At 55.3% G+C, this 16,252-nt stretch carries 19 protein-coding genes; 9 read left to right on the top strand and 10 right to left on the bottom strand.

All coding sequences use genetic code 11. From position 1 onward, the window contains the following. Positions 1–37 precede the first annotated feature (37 nt). The 9 genes from GTU79_RS06355 to GTU79_RS06320 form a co-directional block, all read right to left on the bottom strand. Positions 38–442 carry a phage tail assembly chaperone gene (locus GTU79_RS06355; protein ID WP_203522453.1) on the bottom strand — a complete coding sequence of 135 codons (405 nt, stop codon included), beginning with the start codon at positions 440–442 and terminating at the stop codon, positions 38–40. A 3-nt stretch (positions 443–445) separates the two neighbouring features. Continuing rightward, positions 446–886, bottom strand: coding sequence for a phage structural protein (locus GTU79_RS06350; protein WP_203522455.1), 441 nt, complete (start codon positions 884–886; stop codon positions 446–448). Positions 887–896: 10 nt separating this feature from the next. Beyond that, complete coding sequence (locus GTU79_RS06345) at positions 897–2,042, bottom strand: DUF3383 family protein (RefSeq protein WP_203522457.1); 1,146 nt, start codon at positions 2,040–2,042, stop codon at positions 897–899. A gap of 3 nt (positions 2,043–2,045) precedes the next feature. Beyond that, positions 2,046–2,594, bottom strand: a complete 549-nt coding sequence (locus GTU79_RS06340) for a phage neck terminator protein (protein ID WP_203522459.1) — start codon at positions 2,592–2,594, stop codon at positions 2,046–2,048. A 45-nt stretch (positions 2,595–2,639) separates the two neighbouring features. Continuing rightward, positions 2,640–2,810, bottom strand: a complete 171-nt coding sequence (gene lysC / locus GTU79_RS31305; protein WP_420854155.1) for an Rz1-like lysis system protein LysC — start codon at positions 2,808–2,810, stop codon at positions 2,640–2,642. Beyond that, positions 2,755–3,174 carry a hypothetical protein gene (locus GTU79_RS06335; protein WP_203522460.1) on the bottom strand — a complete coding sequence of 140 codons (420 nt, stop codon included), beginning with the start codon at positions 3,172–3,174 and terminating at the stop codon, positions 2,755–2,757. The genes lysC and GTU79_RS06335 overlap by 56 nt, the downstream gene beginning before the upstream one ends. Positions 3,175–3,257: 83 nt before the next feature. Beyond that, complete coding sequence (locus GTU79_RS06330) at positions 3,258–3,752, bottom strand: lysozyme (RefSeq protein WP_275956922.1); 495 nt, start codon at positions 3,750–3,752, stop codon at positions 3,258–3,260. A 1-nt stretch (position 3,753) separates the two neighbouring features. Beyond that, positions 3,754–4,080 (bottom strand): hypothetical protein, encoded by a 327-nt coding sequence (locus GTU79_RS06325; protein ID WP_203522462.1) that lies wholly within the window; start codon positions 4,078–4,080, stop codon positions 3,754–3,756. Positions 4,081–4,464: 384 nt separating this feature from the next. Next, entirely contained in the window at positions 4,465–4,896 is a 432-nt protein-coding gene (locus GTU79_RS06320) for an antiterminator Q family protein (protein ID WP_132923022.1), read from the bottom strand. 154 nt (positions 4,897–5,050) lie between these two features. Between GTU79_RS06320 and GTU79_RS06315 the strand changes: the two genes are divergently transcribed. Both GTU79_RS06315 and GTU79_RS06310 read left to right on the top strand, forming a co-directional pair. Continuing rightward, positions 5,051–5,674 (top strand): LexA family protein, encoded by a 624-nt coding sequence (locus GTU79_RS06315; protein ID WP_214513775.1) that lies wholly within the window; start codon positions 5,051–5,053, stop codon positions 5,672–5,674. A 182-nt stretch (positions 5,675–5,856) separates the two neighbouring features. Further along, positions 5,857–6,111, top strand: a complete 255-nt coding sequence (locus tag GTU79_RS06310) for an ANR family transcriptional regulator (protein ID WP_203522464.1) — start codon at positions 5,857–5,859, stop codon at positions 6,109–6,111. On the opposite strand, the gene GTU79_RS06305 is transcribed toward GTU79_RS06310, so the two are convergent. Beyond that, complete coding sequence (locus GTU79_RS06305) at positions 6,090–6,665, bottom strand: RBBP9/YdeN family alpha/beta hydrolase (protein WP_203522466.1); 576 nt, start codon at positions 6,663–6,665, stop codon at positions 6,090–6,092. The two genes, GTU79_RS06310 and GTU79_RS06305, sit on opposite strands and share 22 nt — an antisense overlap. A gap of 352 nt (positions 6,666–7,017) precedes the next feature. Here GTU79_RS06305 and GTU79_RS06300 point away from each other — a divergent pair, with 352 nt between their 5' ends. From GTU79_RS06300 to GTU79_RS06270, 7 genes are all read left to right on the top strand, one after another. After that, a complete protein-coding gene (locus GTU79_RS06300) occupies positions 7,018–8,217 on the top strand; it encodes an MFS transporter (protein WP_132923026.1) in 1,200 nt (399 codons plus the stop codon). Between the two features lie 94 nt (positions 8,218–8,311). Further along, entirely contained in the window at positions 8,312–8,587 is a 276-nt protein-coding gene (locus tag GTU79_RS06295; protein ID WP_420854154.1) for a hypothetical protein, read from the top strand. Between the two features lie 432 nt (positions 8,588–9,019). Continuing rightward, the gene (locus tag GTU79_RS06290; protein ID WP_253073501.1) at positions 9,020–10,192 is read left to right on the top strand and encodes an ATP-grasp domain-containing protein; all 1,173 of its coding nucleotides are present in this window, start codon (positions 9,020–9,022) and stop codon (positions 10,190–10,192) included. 19 nt (positions 10,193–10,211) lie between these two features. Next, on the top strand, positions 10,212–11,318 hold the full coding sequence (locus GTU79_RS06285; RefSeq protein WP_203522468.1) for a phosphoserine transaminase: 1,107 nt from the start codon (positions 10,212–10,214) through the stop codon (positions 11,316–11,318). A 409-nt stretch (positions 11,319–11,727) separates the two neighbouring features. After that, entirely contained in the window at positions 11,728–11,973 is a 246-nt protein-coding gene (locus GTU79_RS06280) for a helix-turn-helix transcriptional regulator (RefSeq protein WP_214513774.1), read from the top strand. Positions 11,974–12,834: 861 nt separating this feature from the next. Beyond that, entirely contained in the window at positions 12,835–14,427 is a 1,593-nt protein-coding gene (locus GTU79_RS06275; RefSeq protein WP_203522472.1) for a S53 family peptidase, read from the top strand. Positions 14,428–14,449: 22 nt separating this feature from the next. Continuing rightward, a complete protein-coding gene (locus GTU79_RS06270) occupies positions 14,450–16,093 on the top strand; it encodes a S10 family peptidase (RefSeq protein ID WP_203522474.1) in 1,644 nt (547 codons plus the stop codon). Positions 16,094–16,252 lie beyond the last annotated feature (159 nt).

Below are 16,252 nucleotides of genomic sequence, written 5' to 3'. Positions count from 1 at the left end.
AGAATAAACTCTTCTCCGCCCGGCAGGCTGTCCAGCGTTATAGCGGCGACGGGGCCGCCGTCACGCTGCCGGGGAGATCGTGAAAAAAATTTCCCAGCGATTCCCCCACCACGTTAGCGACGATATGCAACACATCCATCAGTTCCAGATCATCAAACATCAGGGTGTCCGACGATGGGTCGAACACCGGAGCCCAATGGCTGCCCTGTTTACGCCTGGCAACCGCCAGGCAGGGAAACAGAATGGCGTCGCAGTCTTCGTCTTTCAGGGCGGCAATGGTTTGAGCGATTTTCGGCAGGGCGTCCAGCAGACTGGTTTCACCGTTTTTCAGTTCTCCCAGCATATCCGCTATCACCGGCAATAATTTGCGGGATACCTTGAGCTGGTGGAACACGTCCAAGGCGGACGTGCGGTACTGATTGCCTTTCAGTTCAAATTCCATTGCTTAGAACTCCCCGAGCACCTGATCGATTTTGCCGCAGGCGAATGTCCAGGTCATAGTACCGCCGTCCGTCGCGTTGGTATTGTTGGGTACCGCGTTGAACGCCACGGAACGGGCGGTGGTGATGTCGCCGGAAGCATGGTTGCGCAGGACGATAACGTTATTGCCCCAGGCCGCCGAGGATAAGGTCTGGGCGTTGTAGGCCAGGGACAGTTTTTTATTCACCGGCGAGGTTTTCAGCAACGTTACCTGGATGGTGCCTGATTTATTCGGACTCAGGCTGTGCATGACTTCACCGTCGGCGCCGACGGTGACGGTATTCACGGCGGCGGGCATCGTCACGGTGATGCCTTCTGATGCGTTGGCGGAGCCGTAGCCCAGATCGATAACGCCGGTCAGGCCGGACAAAGAGGCGCTGACATCGGAAAAACTATAAGTTGCCATGAATTACTCCTTAACGAACCACATTGATTTGAACATCGGCATAATGCACCGCACCCGCCAGCTTGCAGGCCACCTGGATAAGCGGCGCCTTGCGTGCCTCGCGATCGGACTGCGCCTGGTCGGCGATAGGCGCCGCATAGACGTAGTAACCTTTGGTGAGAGTGTCCCCCGCCGCCAGCTGACCGATATCGCCGCCATTCCATACCCCCGGCGCCACCAGGCCGTTGGTGACCGACTGATCCATGGACGCCTCGACGTTGGTGAGCAGACGCGTGACCCCGGCATCGGTTTGCGGGATTTTGGTGGTGGTGGTGTAAAGCAGATTGTAGAGATTGGTCTGGACGTAGTTTTGCAGCCAGTCCAGTCCCTGGCGTTCATCGAAGAAGTCGCCGTTGGCCATGACCCCCTGTTGCAAAATCGCCGTATCATTGGCGTAGTAGACATAGACGTTGGCGTTCTTGCCGTCCACCGCCGCCGCCTGTGACAGGGTGAGGGTTTCGTAGGTGACGCCCGGTTCGGTTTTGAATTTCAGCGTAATGGTGGTGTTGCTGCCGGTGAAATCCACGGTGAACGCCCGGCCAAACGCCGACAGCGCGGCATATTTGCTCGAGGTGGAGTATTGCACGAAGGTGCGGCTGTAAGACGCGGCCTTGAGCTTGGCGGCCAGATCGGCACTGGAAGTGGCGCTCAATGTCATAGCGTCGCCGGTGGTGACGGCGAAAATATGGCTGAGGGAGGAAGCCTCGATGGCGGCGGCGACGCTGATAACATCCCCATCGACGAGATCCGCATCGTCCGCTACCGCCAGGCCATACCAGTTGGTGTATTCCAGGCAAGCATTCACCGCCGCGGCCAAGGTTTCGGCCGTGCCGGTTTCCCCGGTGGCCAGGGTTTTGGCCCAGCGGCCGATATAGACCTGGGTGGGATTCGGCGATTGGGAAAAGAAAATCGACGCCGCTTCATATTCCGGGCTGCTGACGCCGAAATCCGTGCCGATATCATCAATACCGGCATACAGACGCAGACGCTCGGTTGTCGGTATAACGGTCGAGGTGCCGAGGATAAGCAACGCGCCGAAGTTGCGGCCGGATGCCGCTGTGGGCGACATGATGATATCAACGTTGACCACGTTGGATACAGGTAATCCCTGTGCCATAAGTTATTCTCCAAAGAATGATACTGGTGTGTCCACCAGCGAATTAACGCCGTATTCTCGTACGACCTTGCGACGCAGGCGCACCGTCATGTCATAACGGCGCGTCCACTGTGTATCGATAAGTTCGGGGTTGGATTTGATGGCGCTGTAATCGGTTAATGACAGGCCTTGTGCATTGAGTTCGTCGTTGTTCTGATTCACCGCCATACCGTCGCGGAACTGGCTGATCAGCTGCTGGCCGCCCGGTCCGTAAAACGACGTCTGGAGACTTATCACTTCATGCCGCCATAGCTGAGTGCTGCTGTCGGTCTGATCTACGAACGCCTGACTGTCGTCCTGGCTGATTTCCGAAATGCCGAAAGCGCACCAGTTGATATCCGCCGCGAACGCCGGCGCCTGATTGGGCTGCCAGCGGGAAACCACATACCCGTCCGTCAGCCCGGTGAGCCCCGTCACCCAGCTGCTTAACTGGTTTTCAAGGGTTGCGTCATAATCGGGGCCGTTGCCCAGCGGCACCAGCCAGCCGCTTTCGGTACTGCTGTTGTTGCCCAATGTTTCACCTCCTGTTTAGGTCGGCCAAAGCCGGTTTGAGGGGCCCTATTTCTGTCTCTCGATTTCGATTTGCCGAATGGCGGATAATTGCTCATTGCAATTTTGCAGGTCGGTGAGCAACAGTTCGTCCCAGGCCAACGCGGCGCCGTAGGTCAAAGGGTCATTTGGCGGCGGCGACGGCGGACATGGGGCCGTCAGGCTGGCCGGCAGGGGCACCGTCGGTACTTTCACGTAGCTGGTGGTAGTGGTCGAGCAGGACGTTGCCAGCAGCAGCAGGAACGACAGTCCCAGCGCAGGGCTCGGTCTTGATGACCGTTTGGATAACCACTTCCCGGTCCTGGCCGGCAGCGGTATTGTTGGCTTGCGCATTGAGGGTGGTCCCGGCGAGAGTATTAAAGATTGTGATAAGATGGTTTTGGCTTTGCATGGCTGCGTCAGCCGCCTTGTTTTCCTGCGCCAGTGCGGAATTGGCGGTCACTTGAGCCTGGTACTTGCCGTAATAATGCAATGACAGGTACATCGTGGCGCCGAGCAGCAGCACGACCACGGCGGCCAGGATAACGGCGATTTTATTGCTCATAGGCGCCGTGCTCCCGCCGTCGGCTTTCAGCGATCCTTACCCGCCGGCGAAAACCCGCCGGGGGGCCTCGGTAATCAACAGGTTCATACGCCTCCCCAGGTACAGACGTCAGTTTCAATTTCGCGCCGTTGCATCAGCCCCTTCCAAACCCTGTTACCGGCATAGATCCACTGGCGCAGCGCCTGGCATGCCCCGAGGATGTCGCCGGCGTTAAGCTTGCGCAGCAAAGAGGAGTGACGAAACGCCGTGGTCCCTACGTTATAGGTAAAGGAATAAAGCGCGGCGCGGGTGCTGTCTTTTATCGGAACTTTTACCGCCGTATCAACGGCTTTTTTCACCGGCGCCAGGTCTTTTGCCAGCAGTGCGTCGCATTCGGCATCGGTATAGCGCCGGCCCTTGATAATATCCGGTCCGGTATGGCCGTCGCAGACGGTCCAGATACCGGCCACATCCTGGTAGGGCAGGTATTGCCGCCCCTCAAGGCCGTTGGGACCGCCCAGCAGCGCCACCGCGATGGTCATCGCCCCGCCGCTGAGGGCGGCGATGATGCTTTTGCGTAACGCGGGAGACATCGCCATGCTAATGCTCCGTCTCTTTAAGCACGTTGTTTACTTTCTGAACCACCTCGCCGGCCTGGCTGATATCGTGAGAAGGCGATCCCTGCAAAAATTCAACGATGGCTTTGGTTCTTTCCCAATCGAACGTCAGCCGCTCACGGGCCAGCTGGCGATTGAGCCGTTCGGTTTTTCGTTTATCCAGGTAGCCGAGCAGCGAGATAACCGCGCCGATAACGGCAATAACGAGGTAAACGAGTTCCAAGGTGGAGAGTCCCATCAGGCTTGATAACAGCGTGACCAATGCCCCGCCGTGCGTCGCGATATCTGATTTTTGTTCCATGAGTTGCATGTCCCACTGCCTGAAGTTCAAGGTCGGTGCCGGGTGAAAAAAGAGAATAAAAAAGCCCGCCGGAGGAACACCTCCGACAGGCTTGATAACAGAGACAGAAACGAAAAGACCCCGCCGAAGCGAGGTCTTTTGCCGTTCAAATATGTTTGGCTAGTACGTTTTGTAAATCACGTTTAATAATGTCTAAATAACCAGTGATTGCACTCTATCACGGGTTTTGCGGACCGCACAAGCTTTTTTTTTCAGAAAAAATTATTGCCAAGACCCCGTCAAGGCGAGGTCTCAGATTACTGACAAACATGCTCGGATTCAATAAGGCGGGACACTTTGTCAATAAGCAAAGACCCCGCCAAGGCGGGGTCTTTTGCCGGTCGTAAAAACCACTTAGAACATGCTAGCATGGGTTTTGCGGACCGCGTTAACCTTTTCTTTCTCATAGGTTTTGACTTGCGCATCCATATCCAGTTGCACGTCCAGCATTGCCAGACAGCCCGCCACAAACCCTTCGGCCACCTGCAATTGGATACGGATAATCTTTTCATCAATGCGCCAATGGCGCGCGATTTCCCGTTTGGACATACGGTAGACGTAATACAACATGATCAGATCCAGCTCTTTGCGCTGACGCATCGCCTGCAAATGCAGCACGCAGGCATCGATGGTCAAACCGTCGCTATCGCAGCATTTTAAACGTTGCGACGTGCGATACGGCATCAGTCCTTTAAAACCGGCGGCGATGGGGGACCAATCAAGGCCGCTGTTATCGCTTGCGGCCCAGCCGCCCCACCGTTCCAGAACCTGCTGAATATCTCTCATTTTTGACCCCGGTGAATTTTACAATACTGCTAAAGAGATTCGTGGATTTACAATATTAATTGTATTAAACTACCCACATTATTGTTTGTCAACCACAACTAAAATTGTATTTAATGCTATAGCTGATTTTCAGTTCATTTCATGGAGAGACAGAATGTCTTTAGCTGCACGTTTTAAAGCCAGACGTATTGACTTGAATTTGACACAGGTAGGAGTGGCCGCTGCTGCCGGAGTGAGCCAGCAAGCCATTGAATCCATCGAAAGCGGCAGGACCAAACGCCCGCGAAACCTGCTGGATCTGGCCAAGGCGCTGAACTGCAGTCCTGATTGGCTCCTGAACGGCAAAAACGTCATGCCGCTGGCTGAAATCAGCACGCGCCGTATCCCTATATTGAGTTACGTTCAGGCAGGAGCGCTAACGGAGGTGTCCGAAATTACCACTATCGAAGGCAACTACGAGTATGTTTTGGCTGACGCGGACATCACCGAAAACGCCTTCGCACTGCGTATTGACGGCGATAGCATGATGCCGGAATTCCAGCCGGGAGACATTGTGATTATCGATCCGGAACTGACTCCCGCCCCGGGGGAATTCGTGGTGGCGAAAAATAACGGTTATGACGCTACGTTTAAAAAATTTCGGCCTCTGGGCATCGGTATTTGCTCATTCGAACTGGTGCCGTTGAATCCCGATTACCCGGTTTTGCGCAGCGCCGACATCGATTTGCAGATTATCGGCGTGATGATTGAGCATCGGATTTTCCGCCGCAAACGCTAAACCAGGACCCGGGGTCCTGCTTCAGGGATGGTCATTGGATTTAACATACAAATCAGCTGCCGTGAAAAACAAATAACTGGTTTCCCTTCGAAACGAATACCCCTTTTATTGTTTACATATAACAATTAAAGGGGTATTTTTATTTCCGCTTACTACTTTTCATTTTGAAGGGATCTAAAGATATGGCATTTAAAAACCTCGACAGCCCGCTCTACTTTCGGGCGGCCATCGCCGCAGCGCGGATAGAGCGTACAGGGGATTATCGGCATGCGGCGCAGACCTGGAGCAAAGCCGCACGGTATTCGCGCAATCCGCTCAATCAAACCTGGAGCGAACATCGCGCGGATTTTTGTGTGATGCAAATCGAGCGCGAAAGGCTCAAAAGGAGCGAACAAAGCGTTAAAAACGCCACTGTTTATTCCGTCACATACCTGTAATCGTTAAGCATGTCCAACAACGCCGGGAACTGGATAAAGCCATCCTGTTCCCTGAAATGTCCCGCGGCGGGAAAGCTGTAGAGTTCGGCGCTAAGCGATCGGCTCAGGGTTTGAGTGAGATCCGGCGGGACAACCTCATCATTCAGCGACCGCAAGGCAACCAACCGTCCGACGCTTTTCTTCAGCCGGCCATAATCGATTTGCTCCAGGGTAAAGCGATCCAGTTCGGGAAATCCCGCTACCGGTTCGGCAAATCCCGCCACCAGCATGGCGCCGCCGACGGAAACCCCCTCCCCCAGCGAGGCGAGATACCGCATCAGGGTAATGCACCCCAGACTATGGGCAATAAACCAGGTGCGGCGGGAGGGTGCGGGTACACAGGCTTTCAGATGCGACAGCCAGCGATCCGGACAGGGAGCCCGAGGCGAGGGCATGCTGGGCAGAATGACCTGGGTTCCCTGTTTTTCCAGCTGCTCTTTTAGCCAGCGGAACCAGTGATAGCGCGGCGTGGACAGAAATCCATGGATGATCACTATCTTGTCAGGCATATTCATTTACTTCCCCTATACCCGTCATACTCCAAGTTGCAGATGCGTTGGCTTTCCTCACTCACCCCAGTCACTTACCTGAGTAAGCTCCCGGGGATTCGCTACGTTGCCGCCTTCCTGCAACTTTGATTATTTAGGGTAAGCTTCCATTAACTGCATGAACTGGCCTTCAGGATAGGGCGGATATATTTCAACCAGATTAACATTGCCCGACTTGCTTGCCACGGCTTGACATCCTGTCGTTAGCTCCTTAGGTTAAGCCGTTATGGTATGACAAATCCCCCTAGTATAGCGGCCGGAAAAGGTTTCCCGCGAGCCGGGCCTGCTGTCGCCCCACCGGCGTGAATCGAGGTACATCATGAATCAAGAGGCTGATCGCGGGTCGCTTTCCCGGACTCACGTCACTGTTTTCGCCATCGCATGCGGCATTACCGTCGCCAATATCTATTATGCGCAGCCGCTGGCGCAAACCATCGGGCGTGCGCTGGCGATGCCGGGCACCCTGTCGGGTCTGGTGGTCACCGTGACCCAAATAGGCTATGCCGCCGGGTTGATTCTGCTGGTTTCGCTGGCAGACCTGATGGAAAACCGCCGGCTGGTTATCGCCGCCCTGCTGGGGGATGCGCTGGCGCTGGTGGCCATGGCGTTTGCACCGGCTGTCTCGCTGTTTTTCCTGGCCGTTTTTGCCGTCGGCTTTTTCTCCGCGTCGGCTCAGGTCCTGGTGCCCTTCGCGGCGCACATGGTGCCGGAAGCGCGGCGCGGCAGGGTGGTGGGTAATGTCATGGGGGGGCTGCTGCTGGGCATCATGCTGTCGCGTCCGTTGTCCAGCCTGCTTGCCGGCTGGTTCGGCTGGCAGGCGGTCTTCTGGCTGTCCGCCCTGCTGATGGCCGCACTGGCCCTGATGCTGCGCTTTCAGCTACCGACCCGCCAGCCGCGCCATGACAGCCACTACCTGGCCATTCTAGGTTCGTTGTGGCACCTGTTTCGTTCCACGCCGCTATTACGCCGCCGCGCCCTGTGGCAGGGGTTGCTGTTTGCCGCCTTCAACATGTTCTGGACGGCGACGCCCATGGTGCTCAGCGGCCCGCGTTTTAATCTTTCGCCGCACGGCATCGCGCTGTTTTTATTGGCCGGCGCCGCCGGTGCGCTGGCCGCCCCTATAGCCGGCCGGCTGGCGGATAAAGGATTGTCGCAACCTACGACGGGAGTGGCAATGCTTATGGTGGCGCTGGCGTTTGCTTCCACGTTCGCCGCCTGGTCGCTGCACAGCATCACTCTTTTCGTCGTGGCGGCCATCGTGCTGGATGCCGGCGTGCAGACCCACCAGGTACTGAGCCTGCGGGCGATTTATACCCTGCCGGCGGAAGCCCGCGGGAGGCTGAACGGCCTGTTTATGACCAGCGTGTTTTTGTGCGGCTCCGGCGGCGCGCTGCTGGCGGGGGCGCTGTTTTCCCGCGAGGACTGGCCCGGGGTGGCCGCCGCCGGCTGTGTTGTTTCCGTATTGGCGCTGGTTTCGTTTGCCGCCGTCAAAACATTGGGCCATGTAAAAGAGGCCTGACCCCGTCAACCTTTGTTACATAAGTCAAGGTGACAGCCGCCGGGCAATAATGGCAATGTTTCCGAACTGTTTTACCCTTTTGTTTGAGATGATCGTGAATAAACATTTTTGTTATGCCGTGGTTTTTATCCTGTTAACAGGCGCCGCCCCGCTCTCCTATGCCGCAGGCTGTCTCAAGGGCGCCGCCGTCGGCGCGGCTGTCGGACATCTCAAAAACCATGCGGTATTGGGTGCGTGGGGGGTTGTATCGTCGGCCATCATATGGCGGCCAAGGATAAAAAAGATCAGGCCAAAGGATAACGGCGCCACGTTACCGGCGCTCACGCCGGTAAACATGTCCGGTCACGGCATGTTCTTTTATTTGGCTTAAGCAGCAATGAAAATAATAGAATTAAATTTTGACTTAATTAAAATTTTTACCTTATATAACCCACGCCACGAGTCTAAGCCGTAATAAAATAGATATTCTTCGATTTTAATGCCAAAAATAAGATCAAAAATACTCTTAATATCAGCTTCTCAGGCTATTGAGTATGAAATATTTTTTGACGAATATATCTCTCTATAGCGCTGGATCCAGGCCCCGCGCGGCTTGACCACGACCAAGCCGCCACTCATACTAGCCTCCATTAATTTAAAACGACTTTAGGCTGAATATTTTCTTAGCCCGATGCCCGTTAGCGCCCCACACCCAAAAGGGATATGACGATTGCAAAATCCAGCGACATTAAATACGCCGTTTGTGCCTGATGCGGCGTATCAACCTGCAACTTTGTTTCTCGGGCTGGCACCTTTTCTGCGTATGAGTATTGCCGGAACCGATTTCACTTCCCTGGCGGAAGAGATGTTGGTCAAGGCGGAATATTATCCGGACGACGCCGAGCTGTGGATGAATCTTTCCACCGTCATGATGTGCCTCAAACAGCTAAAAGCAGGTTTGGCTATCCAGGAGCAGGCGTTGGCGATGCAACGGGTATTCCGGCTGCCGGCCGCCCGGCAGCCGGCGAAGCTGCGCCTGCTGATGCTGATGATACCAGGGGATCTTTCAGCCAATATGCCGCTGGATTGCCTGTTGGAAAACAGCGATATCGATCTGCTTTATTACTATATTACCCCCGATACGCCGCTGGCCTGGCCGGTGCCGGAACACGATGCCGTCCTGGTGGCCATCAGCGCCGCCGACGAGAGCCGTGAGCCGCTGGCGCAATTGGAACAGGCATTGGCCCGCTGGCCGAAGCCGGTAATCAACGCGCCGCAGTTTATTCCCGCCTCGGAACGGTATGCGGCCAGCATGCTGCTGCAAAACGTGCCGGGGCTGGCCATATGCCCGGCGCTGCATATCGGCCGTACGACGTTGCAGCGGGTCGCCGACAAAGAGATACCGCTTTCCGGGGCGATGGAAGGCTATCACTTCCCCGTTATCCTGCGTCCTGTGGGTTCCCACGGCGGACGGGGGCTGGCCAGGATTGATTCGTTACCGGCGGTCGCTGCCTATCTGGCGGACGTTCCCGCGGAGCACTATTTTCTCTCCCGGTTTGTTGACTACAGCGGGCCGGACGGGCTGTTCCGTAAATTCCGCATTGTCCTTATCGCTGGCGTACCCTATGCCTGCCATATGGCGATATCGTCGCACTGGATGATCCACTACGTGAACGCGGGCATGTACGAGGATGAGAAAAAACGGGCCGAAGAAGCGGCGTTTTTCACTCACTTTGACGCTTTCGCGCAGCGGCACCGTAGCGCCCTGGCGGCGATTTATCAGCGCACCCGGCTGGATTACCTCGGCATCGACTGCGCCGAAACCCAAGACGGAGATCTGTTGGTATTTGAGATCGATCCCGCCATGGTGGTGCATGCCATGGATCAGGAAGACATCTTTCCACACAAGCAATATCACATGCAAAAGGTTAAAGATGCATTGCGTGAGTTGCTTCTCATCAGGGCCGCTGAAAATCCAATCAGCAAATTACTTTGACGCGGGAAAAAACGTTATCATGCCGACAAATTCGCATAATGCCCTGAACTTTTCAGGCGGGCCCGGGGCGCTGCCGGAAAGCGTCCTGGCCCAGGTTCAAGCGTCTATTATTGAAGTACCGGAAACGGGCCTATCCATACTGGGCATCAGCCATCGCTCCGCCTGGTTCGAATCCATCGTCCGGGAAACGGAAAACAATATCCGGACCCTGCTGGGCCTGCCGGAAAACTACCATATCCTCTTCCTGCAGGGCGGCGCGACGCAGCAGTTCTCAATGGTGCCCATGAACATGCTCCGCGGTAAGCGCCACGCGGCGGAGTATCTTGACACCGGTTATTGGAGCCGCAAAGTCATCACCGAGGCCATGCGTGAAGGCCCGGTCCGTGTGGTCTGGAGCGGCGAAAACTGCGGGTATCGCCATCTCCCGAGAGAAGACGAACTCTCCTTTTCAGCCGATGCGCCCTACATCCATTATGTATCCAATGAAACGGTGGAAGGTTTACAGTTTCATCGTATTCTGGGCCGGGACGATGTTCCCCGGGTCTGCGATATGTCTTCGGACTTTTTATCCAAACCCTGCGAGGCGGATAAATTTTCCCTGATTTATGCCCATGCCCAGAAAAACATCGGCCCGGCGGGCGTCACCATCGTGTTGGTGCGGGACAGCGTCGTGCAATCCGCTGGGCAAAATCTGCCGGCGTTCCTGGATTATCGCCGCCACGTCGACGCCCACTCCAACTTCAACACCCCGCCGGTCTTTGCCATTTATGTGGTACTGCTGGTAACGCGTTGGTTGCTCAATGACATCGGCGGCGTGGAGAATATGGCGCGCATAAACCGCGGCAAGGCAGATCTGCTCTATAGCATCCTTGACGGCAGCGATGACTTCTATCGTGGCTGGGGTGAAGCACGGGACCGCTCGGCCATGAATGTCTCCTTCAACCTGCCGAACGCGGACCTTGAAAGGGCATTTTTAACCGAAGCCAAAGCCGCAGGATTTTCCGGGCTGGAGGGACATCGGGCCATTGGCGGGGTACGAGCATCGATTTACAATGCGCTGTCCCTAGGCGCGGTGGAAGCATTGGCGGATTTTATGCAGGACTTCCGGCATCGCAGCGGGCGTTAAACCCTGCCACGGCGTTATTTCCCCTTTCTTCCTGAACAGGCCGGCGGCGGCATTTTCTCCCGCCGCCGGCCGTGCAGTCCTTGCTCACGCGATGCGGCCCTTCCGCCGCCGGCGATGCATTGCTGGTACTCGCCACCAAGCGCTCCTGACGCCGACGGCATAAACACGCCTACATCCATTTTTTTTGCAACCCTTTTTCATATTGCCATCCCATCTTCTCCCCTACATTCCAAGGGTTAGGATTTATACCGAGTATGTATATTATTCTTAATACACTAAAATAGTGTAAATTATATACGAGCTATAAACCGAAAATTATACACCATTTGTATATATTAACTTAATTCCGACTTTTCTTATTCTAAATATACTCTATATGTATAATCAAGCCATGTAGGAGAACAACCACGTGAAACTTTTAATTATTAACGCTCAAAGTCTCGGCAGCACTATCAGGGATGTTAGAATTCAGAAAGGATTGACACAAGCCGAACTTGGCCTTAAGGTACAAATGCATCAGAAAGACATATCTATTTTCGAAAATAACGCCGGGAATATTAAGCTATCCCGGATGATTTCAATATGCGCCATGCTGGGATTAAAGATAATAATAGAAGATGATGCCGGCACGAAAGCAGGAGAAGACATGTGGTAAAGTTATGCCAAACTTTCTTATACCAAGCATGCCATGCTCACGAAAGGAATTATTAAAAACGGTGAACTTATATAAAAATACCATTAAAAATCATCATGATAACCAAGTATAATTAGCTTTCATTACCCATGAAAAATGTCGACAATACTGAAACTAATTGAACGTTATTAGTGGTCATGTAATAAATTATGCAGGTGGCCCATGAAGTTTAACAATGCTATAACGGCCGATAGGCATTCATAAATAGTGTCGATTGTCTTACTACCTATACATTACGACAATTGACGATATAATTGTCTATAAGACGCCCTGAATATTCAGAGCGTTTTATATTTCCCCTTAAAAGTCTTATTAAAAACCATCAAAACCCAATGCTATAAATTGACACACCTGAATTGCTTAAATTGACATTCGTGATATTTACCCTGCATTTTTTATGAGGTAACTATTATGCGAGGCAGGCAGATATAAATCCGCCGGTACACTACCTGATTACCCGCCATCGTGCGGGCTTTTTGTGATCCAGCATCCTGTTTAATTTTGATCAAATTTATAATGTGAGAATGGTCAGTCTCACTTTCTGACCGTTCCTGGTAATGTTTGCCCGCCAGTTATATTAATGGCGGGTCTTTTCCATCAAAAACTGAAGGGTTTTCATCCGCTTTTTCACGACCCGGACAGCTTTAAATCAAAGAAAAACCATTCTGTCGGGTCTGGCGGCGCGATGAGGAGCCGGCCGCCACCGAAAACGGGTCGCAATTTAAGATTAATCGTCCTGGCGTTCAGGCAACGACGGTTCTAACGTGAGGATCAAGACACCTGATCTGCACGGCGTTTTAGACCGTGCTTGCGGAGTATTCTATGACGGATAACAAACACGCTTTACCCGGCAGCGACAGGAAAGAGCTGCCTGGCTCCAGCTGCACCGGGCCGCTGGAAGATAATGAACGGTTCGACGTAAGCCTGATCGTGCGGCGCCCTGATGCCGCCGGGTTTCAGCAGCATATAAGCAGCCTATGCCAATCGCGGAATCCCGACGCCAAAGTCACGCCTTCGTCACCCGCCCTTATGAGCCGGGAGGAATACGCCCGGCGCTTCTGCGCCTCTTTGGAGGATGTGAGTAAAGTACGGGAATTTGCCCATCGGCATCAACTGCGGGTGGTGAGCGAAAACCGGGTAACCCGAACCGTGATTTTGTCCGGCACGGCGCGGCAATTCATGGAGGCTTTCGGCGTCCGCCTGCAACATTATCAACATGCGAGCGGAAATTTTCGCGGCCGTACCGGGGCGATTCATTTGCCGGCGGACCTGGCGGGTATCGTTACCGCGGTGCTGGGTCTGGACAACCGGCCACAGGCCCGCGCCCATTTCCGCTTCCGGCCGCCCATCCGGCCGGCGGCGAAGGATCCCACCTCAGGCTCCTATACGCCGTTGGAACTGGCGGCCCTTTACGATTTCGCCCCCGGAGACGGCGCGAAGCAGTGCGTGGGCATCATTGAACTCGGCGGGGGTTACGATGAAACCGATTTGCAGAACTATTTTTCATCACTGGGCCTGCCCTCCCCTGCGGTGAACTCGGTATCGGTGGACGGCGGAAAGAACAGTCCGTCCGGCGGCGCCGACAGCGCGGACGGGGAGGTGATGCTGGACATCGAAGTGGTGGGAGCCTTGGCGCCCCAGGCTAAACTGGCGGTGTATTTTGCCGGTAACAGCGATCAGGGTTTTATCAATGCGGTCAATAACGCGATTCATGATACCGCCAATCGGCCCTCGGTGATTTCCATCAGTTGGGGCGGTCCGGAATCCAGCTGGACGGCGCAATCCCTGGACGCCTTCGACGATGTGCTGCAATCGGCGGCGGCGCTCGGCGTAACGGTATGCGTGGCATCCGGCGACAGCGGATCGAGCGACGGCGTGAATGACGGCGCCGATCACGTGGATTTCCCTGCCTCCAGCCCTTATGCCCTGGCCTGCGGCGGCACCCGGCTGAATGCCGGTAAAGGCGCCATCAAGACTGAAACCGTGTGGAACGACGGCGAACAGGGAGGAGCCGGCGGCGGCGGAATCAGCACGCATTTTCCCCTGCCGGGCTGGCAAAAATCGTTAAAGGCGGTACGCACCGGAGGTAAACAGGCCACTCTGGCCCATCGCGGCGTGCCCGATGTGGCGGGTAACGCCGATCCGGAAACCGGCTATAAGGTACTGGTACACGGCCAGTGGACGGTGGTGGGCGGCACCAGCGCGGTGGCGCCTTTGTGGGCCGGACTTATCGCCCGCGTTAATGGCGCCGCCGGCAAGACGCTGGGCTATATGCAGCCCCTGCTCTATCCGGCCGGAGCATGTCGCGACGTTACGCAGGGCAATAACGGAGATTTCGCCGCCGCGTCCGGTTGGGACGCCTGCACCGGATTGGGGTCGCCCGACGGTAAAAAAATCGCGGCGCTTTTGGATTAAGCAATAGCGTTGAGGAGGGAATATGGCGGGTCATAAAAAAGAGAGTAACGGTAACCACCAGGGCGATGCCGGCGGCAAGGGGACAACGCCTGTACAAAGCGATCGGCCGTTTTTTGATACGGTGGCCTATGGCAACGGTCCGGACGACGGCGTGGCCGACAGCAGCGAAAATGCCGCCGTTACGCATCACACCCTGGAGCTGGGGGGGAAAACCCTGGCCTATACCGCGACCGCCGGTCACTTGGTGGCGGTGGACCCGAGCAGCTCCAAACCGGAAGCAAAAATATTCTATGTGGCATTTACCCTGGACGGCCAAACGCCGGAGCAACGTCCGGTGACCTTTTATTATAACGGCGGCCCGGGCTCGTCTTCTGTGTATGTCTTATTAGGGTCTTTTGCGCCAAAGCGCATCAAAACGGCCATGCCTGATTTTACCCCGCCCGCCCCCTATAGCCTCGAGGATAACAGCGACAGCCTGCTGGATCTCAGCGATCTGGTGTTTATCAATCCGGTGGGCACGGGTTATTCGGCGGCCATCTCCCCGCGCCGCAACCGTGATTTCTGGGGCGTCGACCAGGACGCCCGTTCGCTGGCACAGTTTATCAAGCGCTATCTGACCGCCAACGATCGCTGGAATTCACCCAAGTTTTTATTCGGCGAATCCTATGGCACCGCGCGCAGCGCGGTGCTTTCCTATTTGCTGCACGAAGATGGGGTCGATCTGAACGGCGTCACGCTGCAATCCTCCATCCTGGATTATGCCAAGGCCGGACGGCCCGTGGGGCTGCTGCCCACCTGCGCCTGCGATGCCTGGTATCACAAGAGGCAGAACGTCAAACCCAGGCCGGCCGATCCGGCCGCCGCCGCGCAGCAGGCGGCGGCGTTTGCCGACGGGGACTACGCCGCCGCGCTGGCGGCTTTTCCCAAAGTGGACGATGCCGTCCTGGCAAAGCTCAGCGACCTGACCGGTATTGACGGCAAAACCCTTATCGGCTGGAGCCTCGATGTGGGCGCCTACAACAGCCGGGGCAATTCGCTGTTTCTGGTGACACTGCTCCAGAGCCGGGGTCTGGCGCTGGGCTCCTATGACGGCCGGGTTACAGCGGTCAATACCGGCATCGCGGCCGATATCGATCCTAATTCCGGCGGCAACGATCCCACCATGACGGCGGTGAACGGCGCCTACACCGCCATGTGGAACAGCTACCTGAACGATCAGCTTAAATACACCTCCACCTCCGCTTTCACCGATCTCAACGACCAGGCGTTTCAATACTGGGATTTCCATCACACCGACCCCACCGGCGCGGAAAAAGGCGTCGACAGCAAGGGAAACCCGATTCTCTATACGGCGGGCGACCTTGCCGCCACCATGAGTCTGAACGTCGACCTGAAAGTACTGTCGGCCAATGGCTACTACGACTTCGTGACGCCGTTCCACCAGACCGAATCCGATCTGCTTGACATGCCCTTGCTGTCCGCCTCGATTCGCCAAAACCTGACGATCAAATACTATCCGTCCGGCCATATGATCTATCTTAACGGCGATGCCCGCACCCTGTTAAAAGCCGATCTTGCCGCCATGTATCGCCAGGCCACCGGCGATCACGCGGCCATGAGCCGCATCCGCCTGCTGCAACAGCGAAAATCGGCGCCGGGAACATAAAAATCGGCGCCCGGTTTTGGACCATCGGGCATGCCTTTTTTTGTTTAAAAAGCATTCTCTTTGAGCAGTAATCTATCTAAGGATTATCTTAAGGAGGATGAAAATGGCTACCGTCATGGTTTTTATTATCTATGCTGTGGTGATGACTTTCGTTGCGAT

Origin of the sequence: Sodalis ligni (assembly GCF_016865525.2) — a bacterium.
Classification (GTDB): domain Bacteria; phylum Pseudomonadota; class Gammaproteobacteria; order Enterobacterales; family Enterobacteriaceae; genus Acerihabitans; species Acerihabitans ligni.
Note: the sequence above shows the minus strand (reverse complement) of the source record. Positions and strands in the feature narration are given on the sequence as shown.

Coding starts and splice junctions, on each gene's coding strand:
- GTU79_RS06350 (WP_203522455.1), bottom strand. CDS start 886: ATGGCAACTTATAGTTTTTCCGATGTCAGCGCCTCTTTGTCCGGCCTG.
- GTU79_RS06305 (WP_203522466.1), bottom strand. CDS start 6,665: ATGAATATGCCTGACAAGATAGTGATCATCCATGGATTTCTGTCCACG.
- GTU79_RS06285 (WP_203522468.1), top strand. CDS start 10,212: ATGCCGACAAATTCGCATAATGCCCTGAACTTTTCAGGCGGGCCCGGG.
- GTU79_RS06345 (WP_203522457.1), bottom strand. CDS start 2,042: ATGGCACAGGGATTACCTGTATCCAACGTGGTCAACGTTGATATCATC.
- GTU79_RS06315 (WP_214513775.1), top strand. CDS start 5,051: ATGTCTTTAGCTGCACGTTTTAAAGCCAGACGTATTGACTTGAATTTG.
- GTU79_RS06275 (WP_203522472.1), top strand. CDS start 12,835: ATGACGGATAACAAACACGCTTTACCCGGCAGCGACAGGAAAGAGCTG.
- GTU79_RS06325 (WP_203522462.1), bottom strand. CDS start 4,080: ATGCAACTCATGGAACAAAAATCAGATATCGCGACGCACGGCGGGGCA.
- GTU79_RS06320 (WP_132923022.1), bottom strand. CDS start 4,896: ATGAGAGATATTCAGCAGGTTCTGGAACGGTGGGGCGGCTGGGCCGCA.
- GTU79_RS06330 (WP_275956922.1), bottom strand. CDS start 3,752: ATGGCGATGTCTCCCGCGTTACGCAAAAGCATCATCGCCGCCCTCAGC.
- GTU79_RS06270 (WP_203522474.1), top strand. CDS start 14,450: ATGGCGGGTCATAAAAAAGAGAGTAACGGTAACCACCAGGGCGATGCC.
- GTU79_RS06300 (WP_132923026.1), top strand. CDS start 7,018: ATGAATCAAGAGGCTGATCGCGGGTCGCTTTCCCGGACTCACGTCACT.
- GTU79_RS06310 (WP_203522464.1), top strand. CDS start 5,857: ATGGCATTTAAAAACCTCGACAGCCCGCTCTACTTTCGGGCGGCCATC.
- GTU79_RS06335 (WP_203522460.1), bottom strand. CDS start 3,174: ATGAGCAATAAAATCGCCGTTATCCTGGCCGCCGTGGTCGTGCTGCTG.
- GTU79_RS06290 (WP_253073501.1), top strand. CDS start 9,020: ATGAGTATTGCCGGAACCGATTTCACTTCCCTGGCGGAAGAGATGTTG.
- GTU79_RS06355 (WP_203522453.1), bottom strand. CDS start 442: ATGGAATTTGAACTGAAAGGCAATCAGTACCGCACGTCCGCCTTGGAC.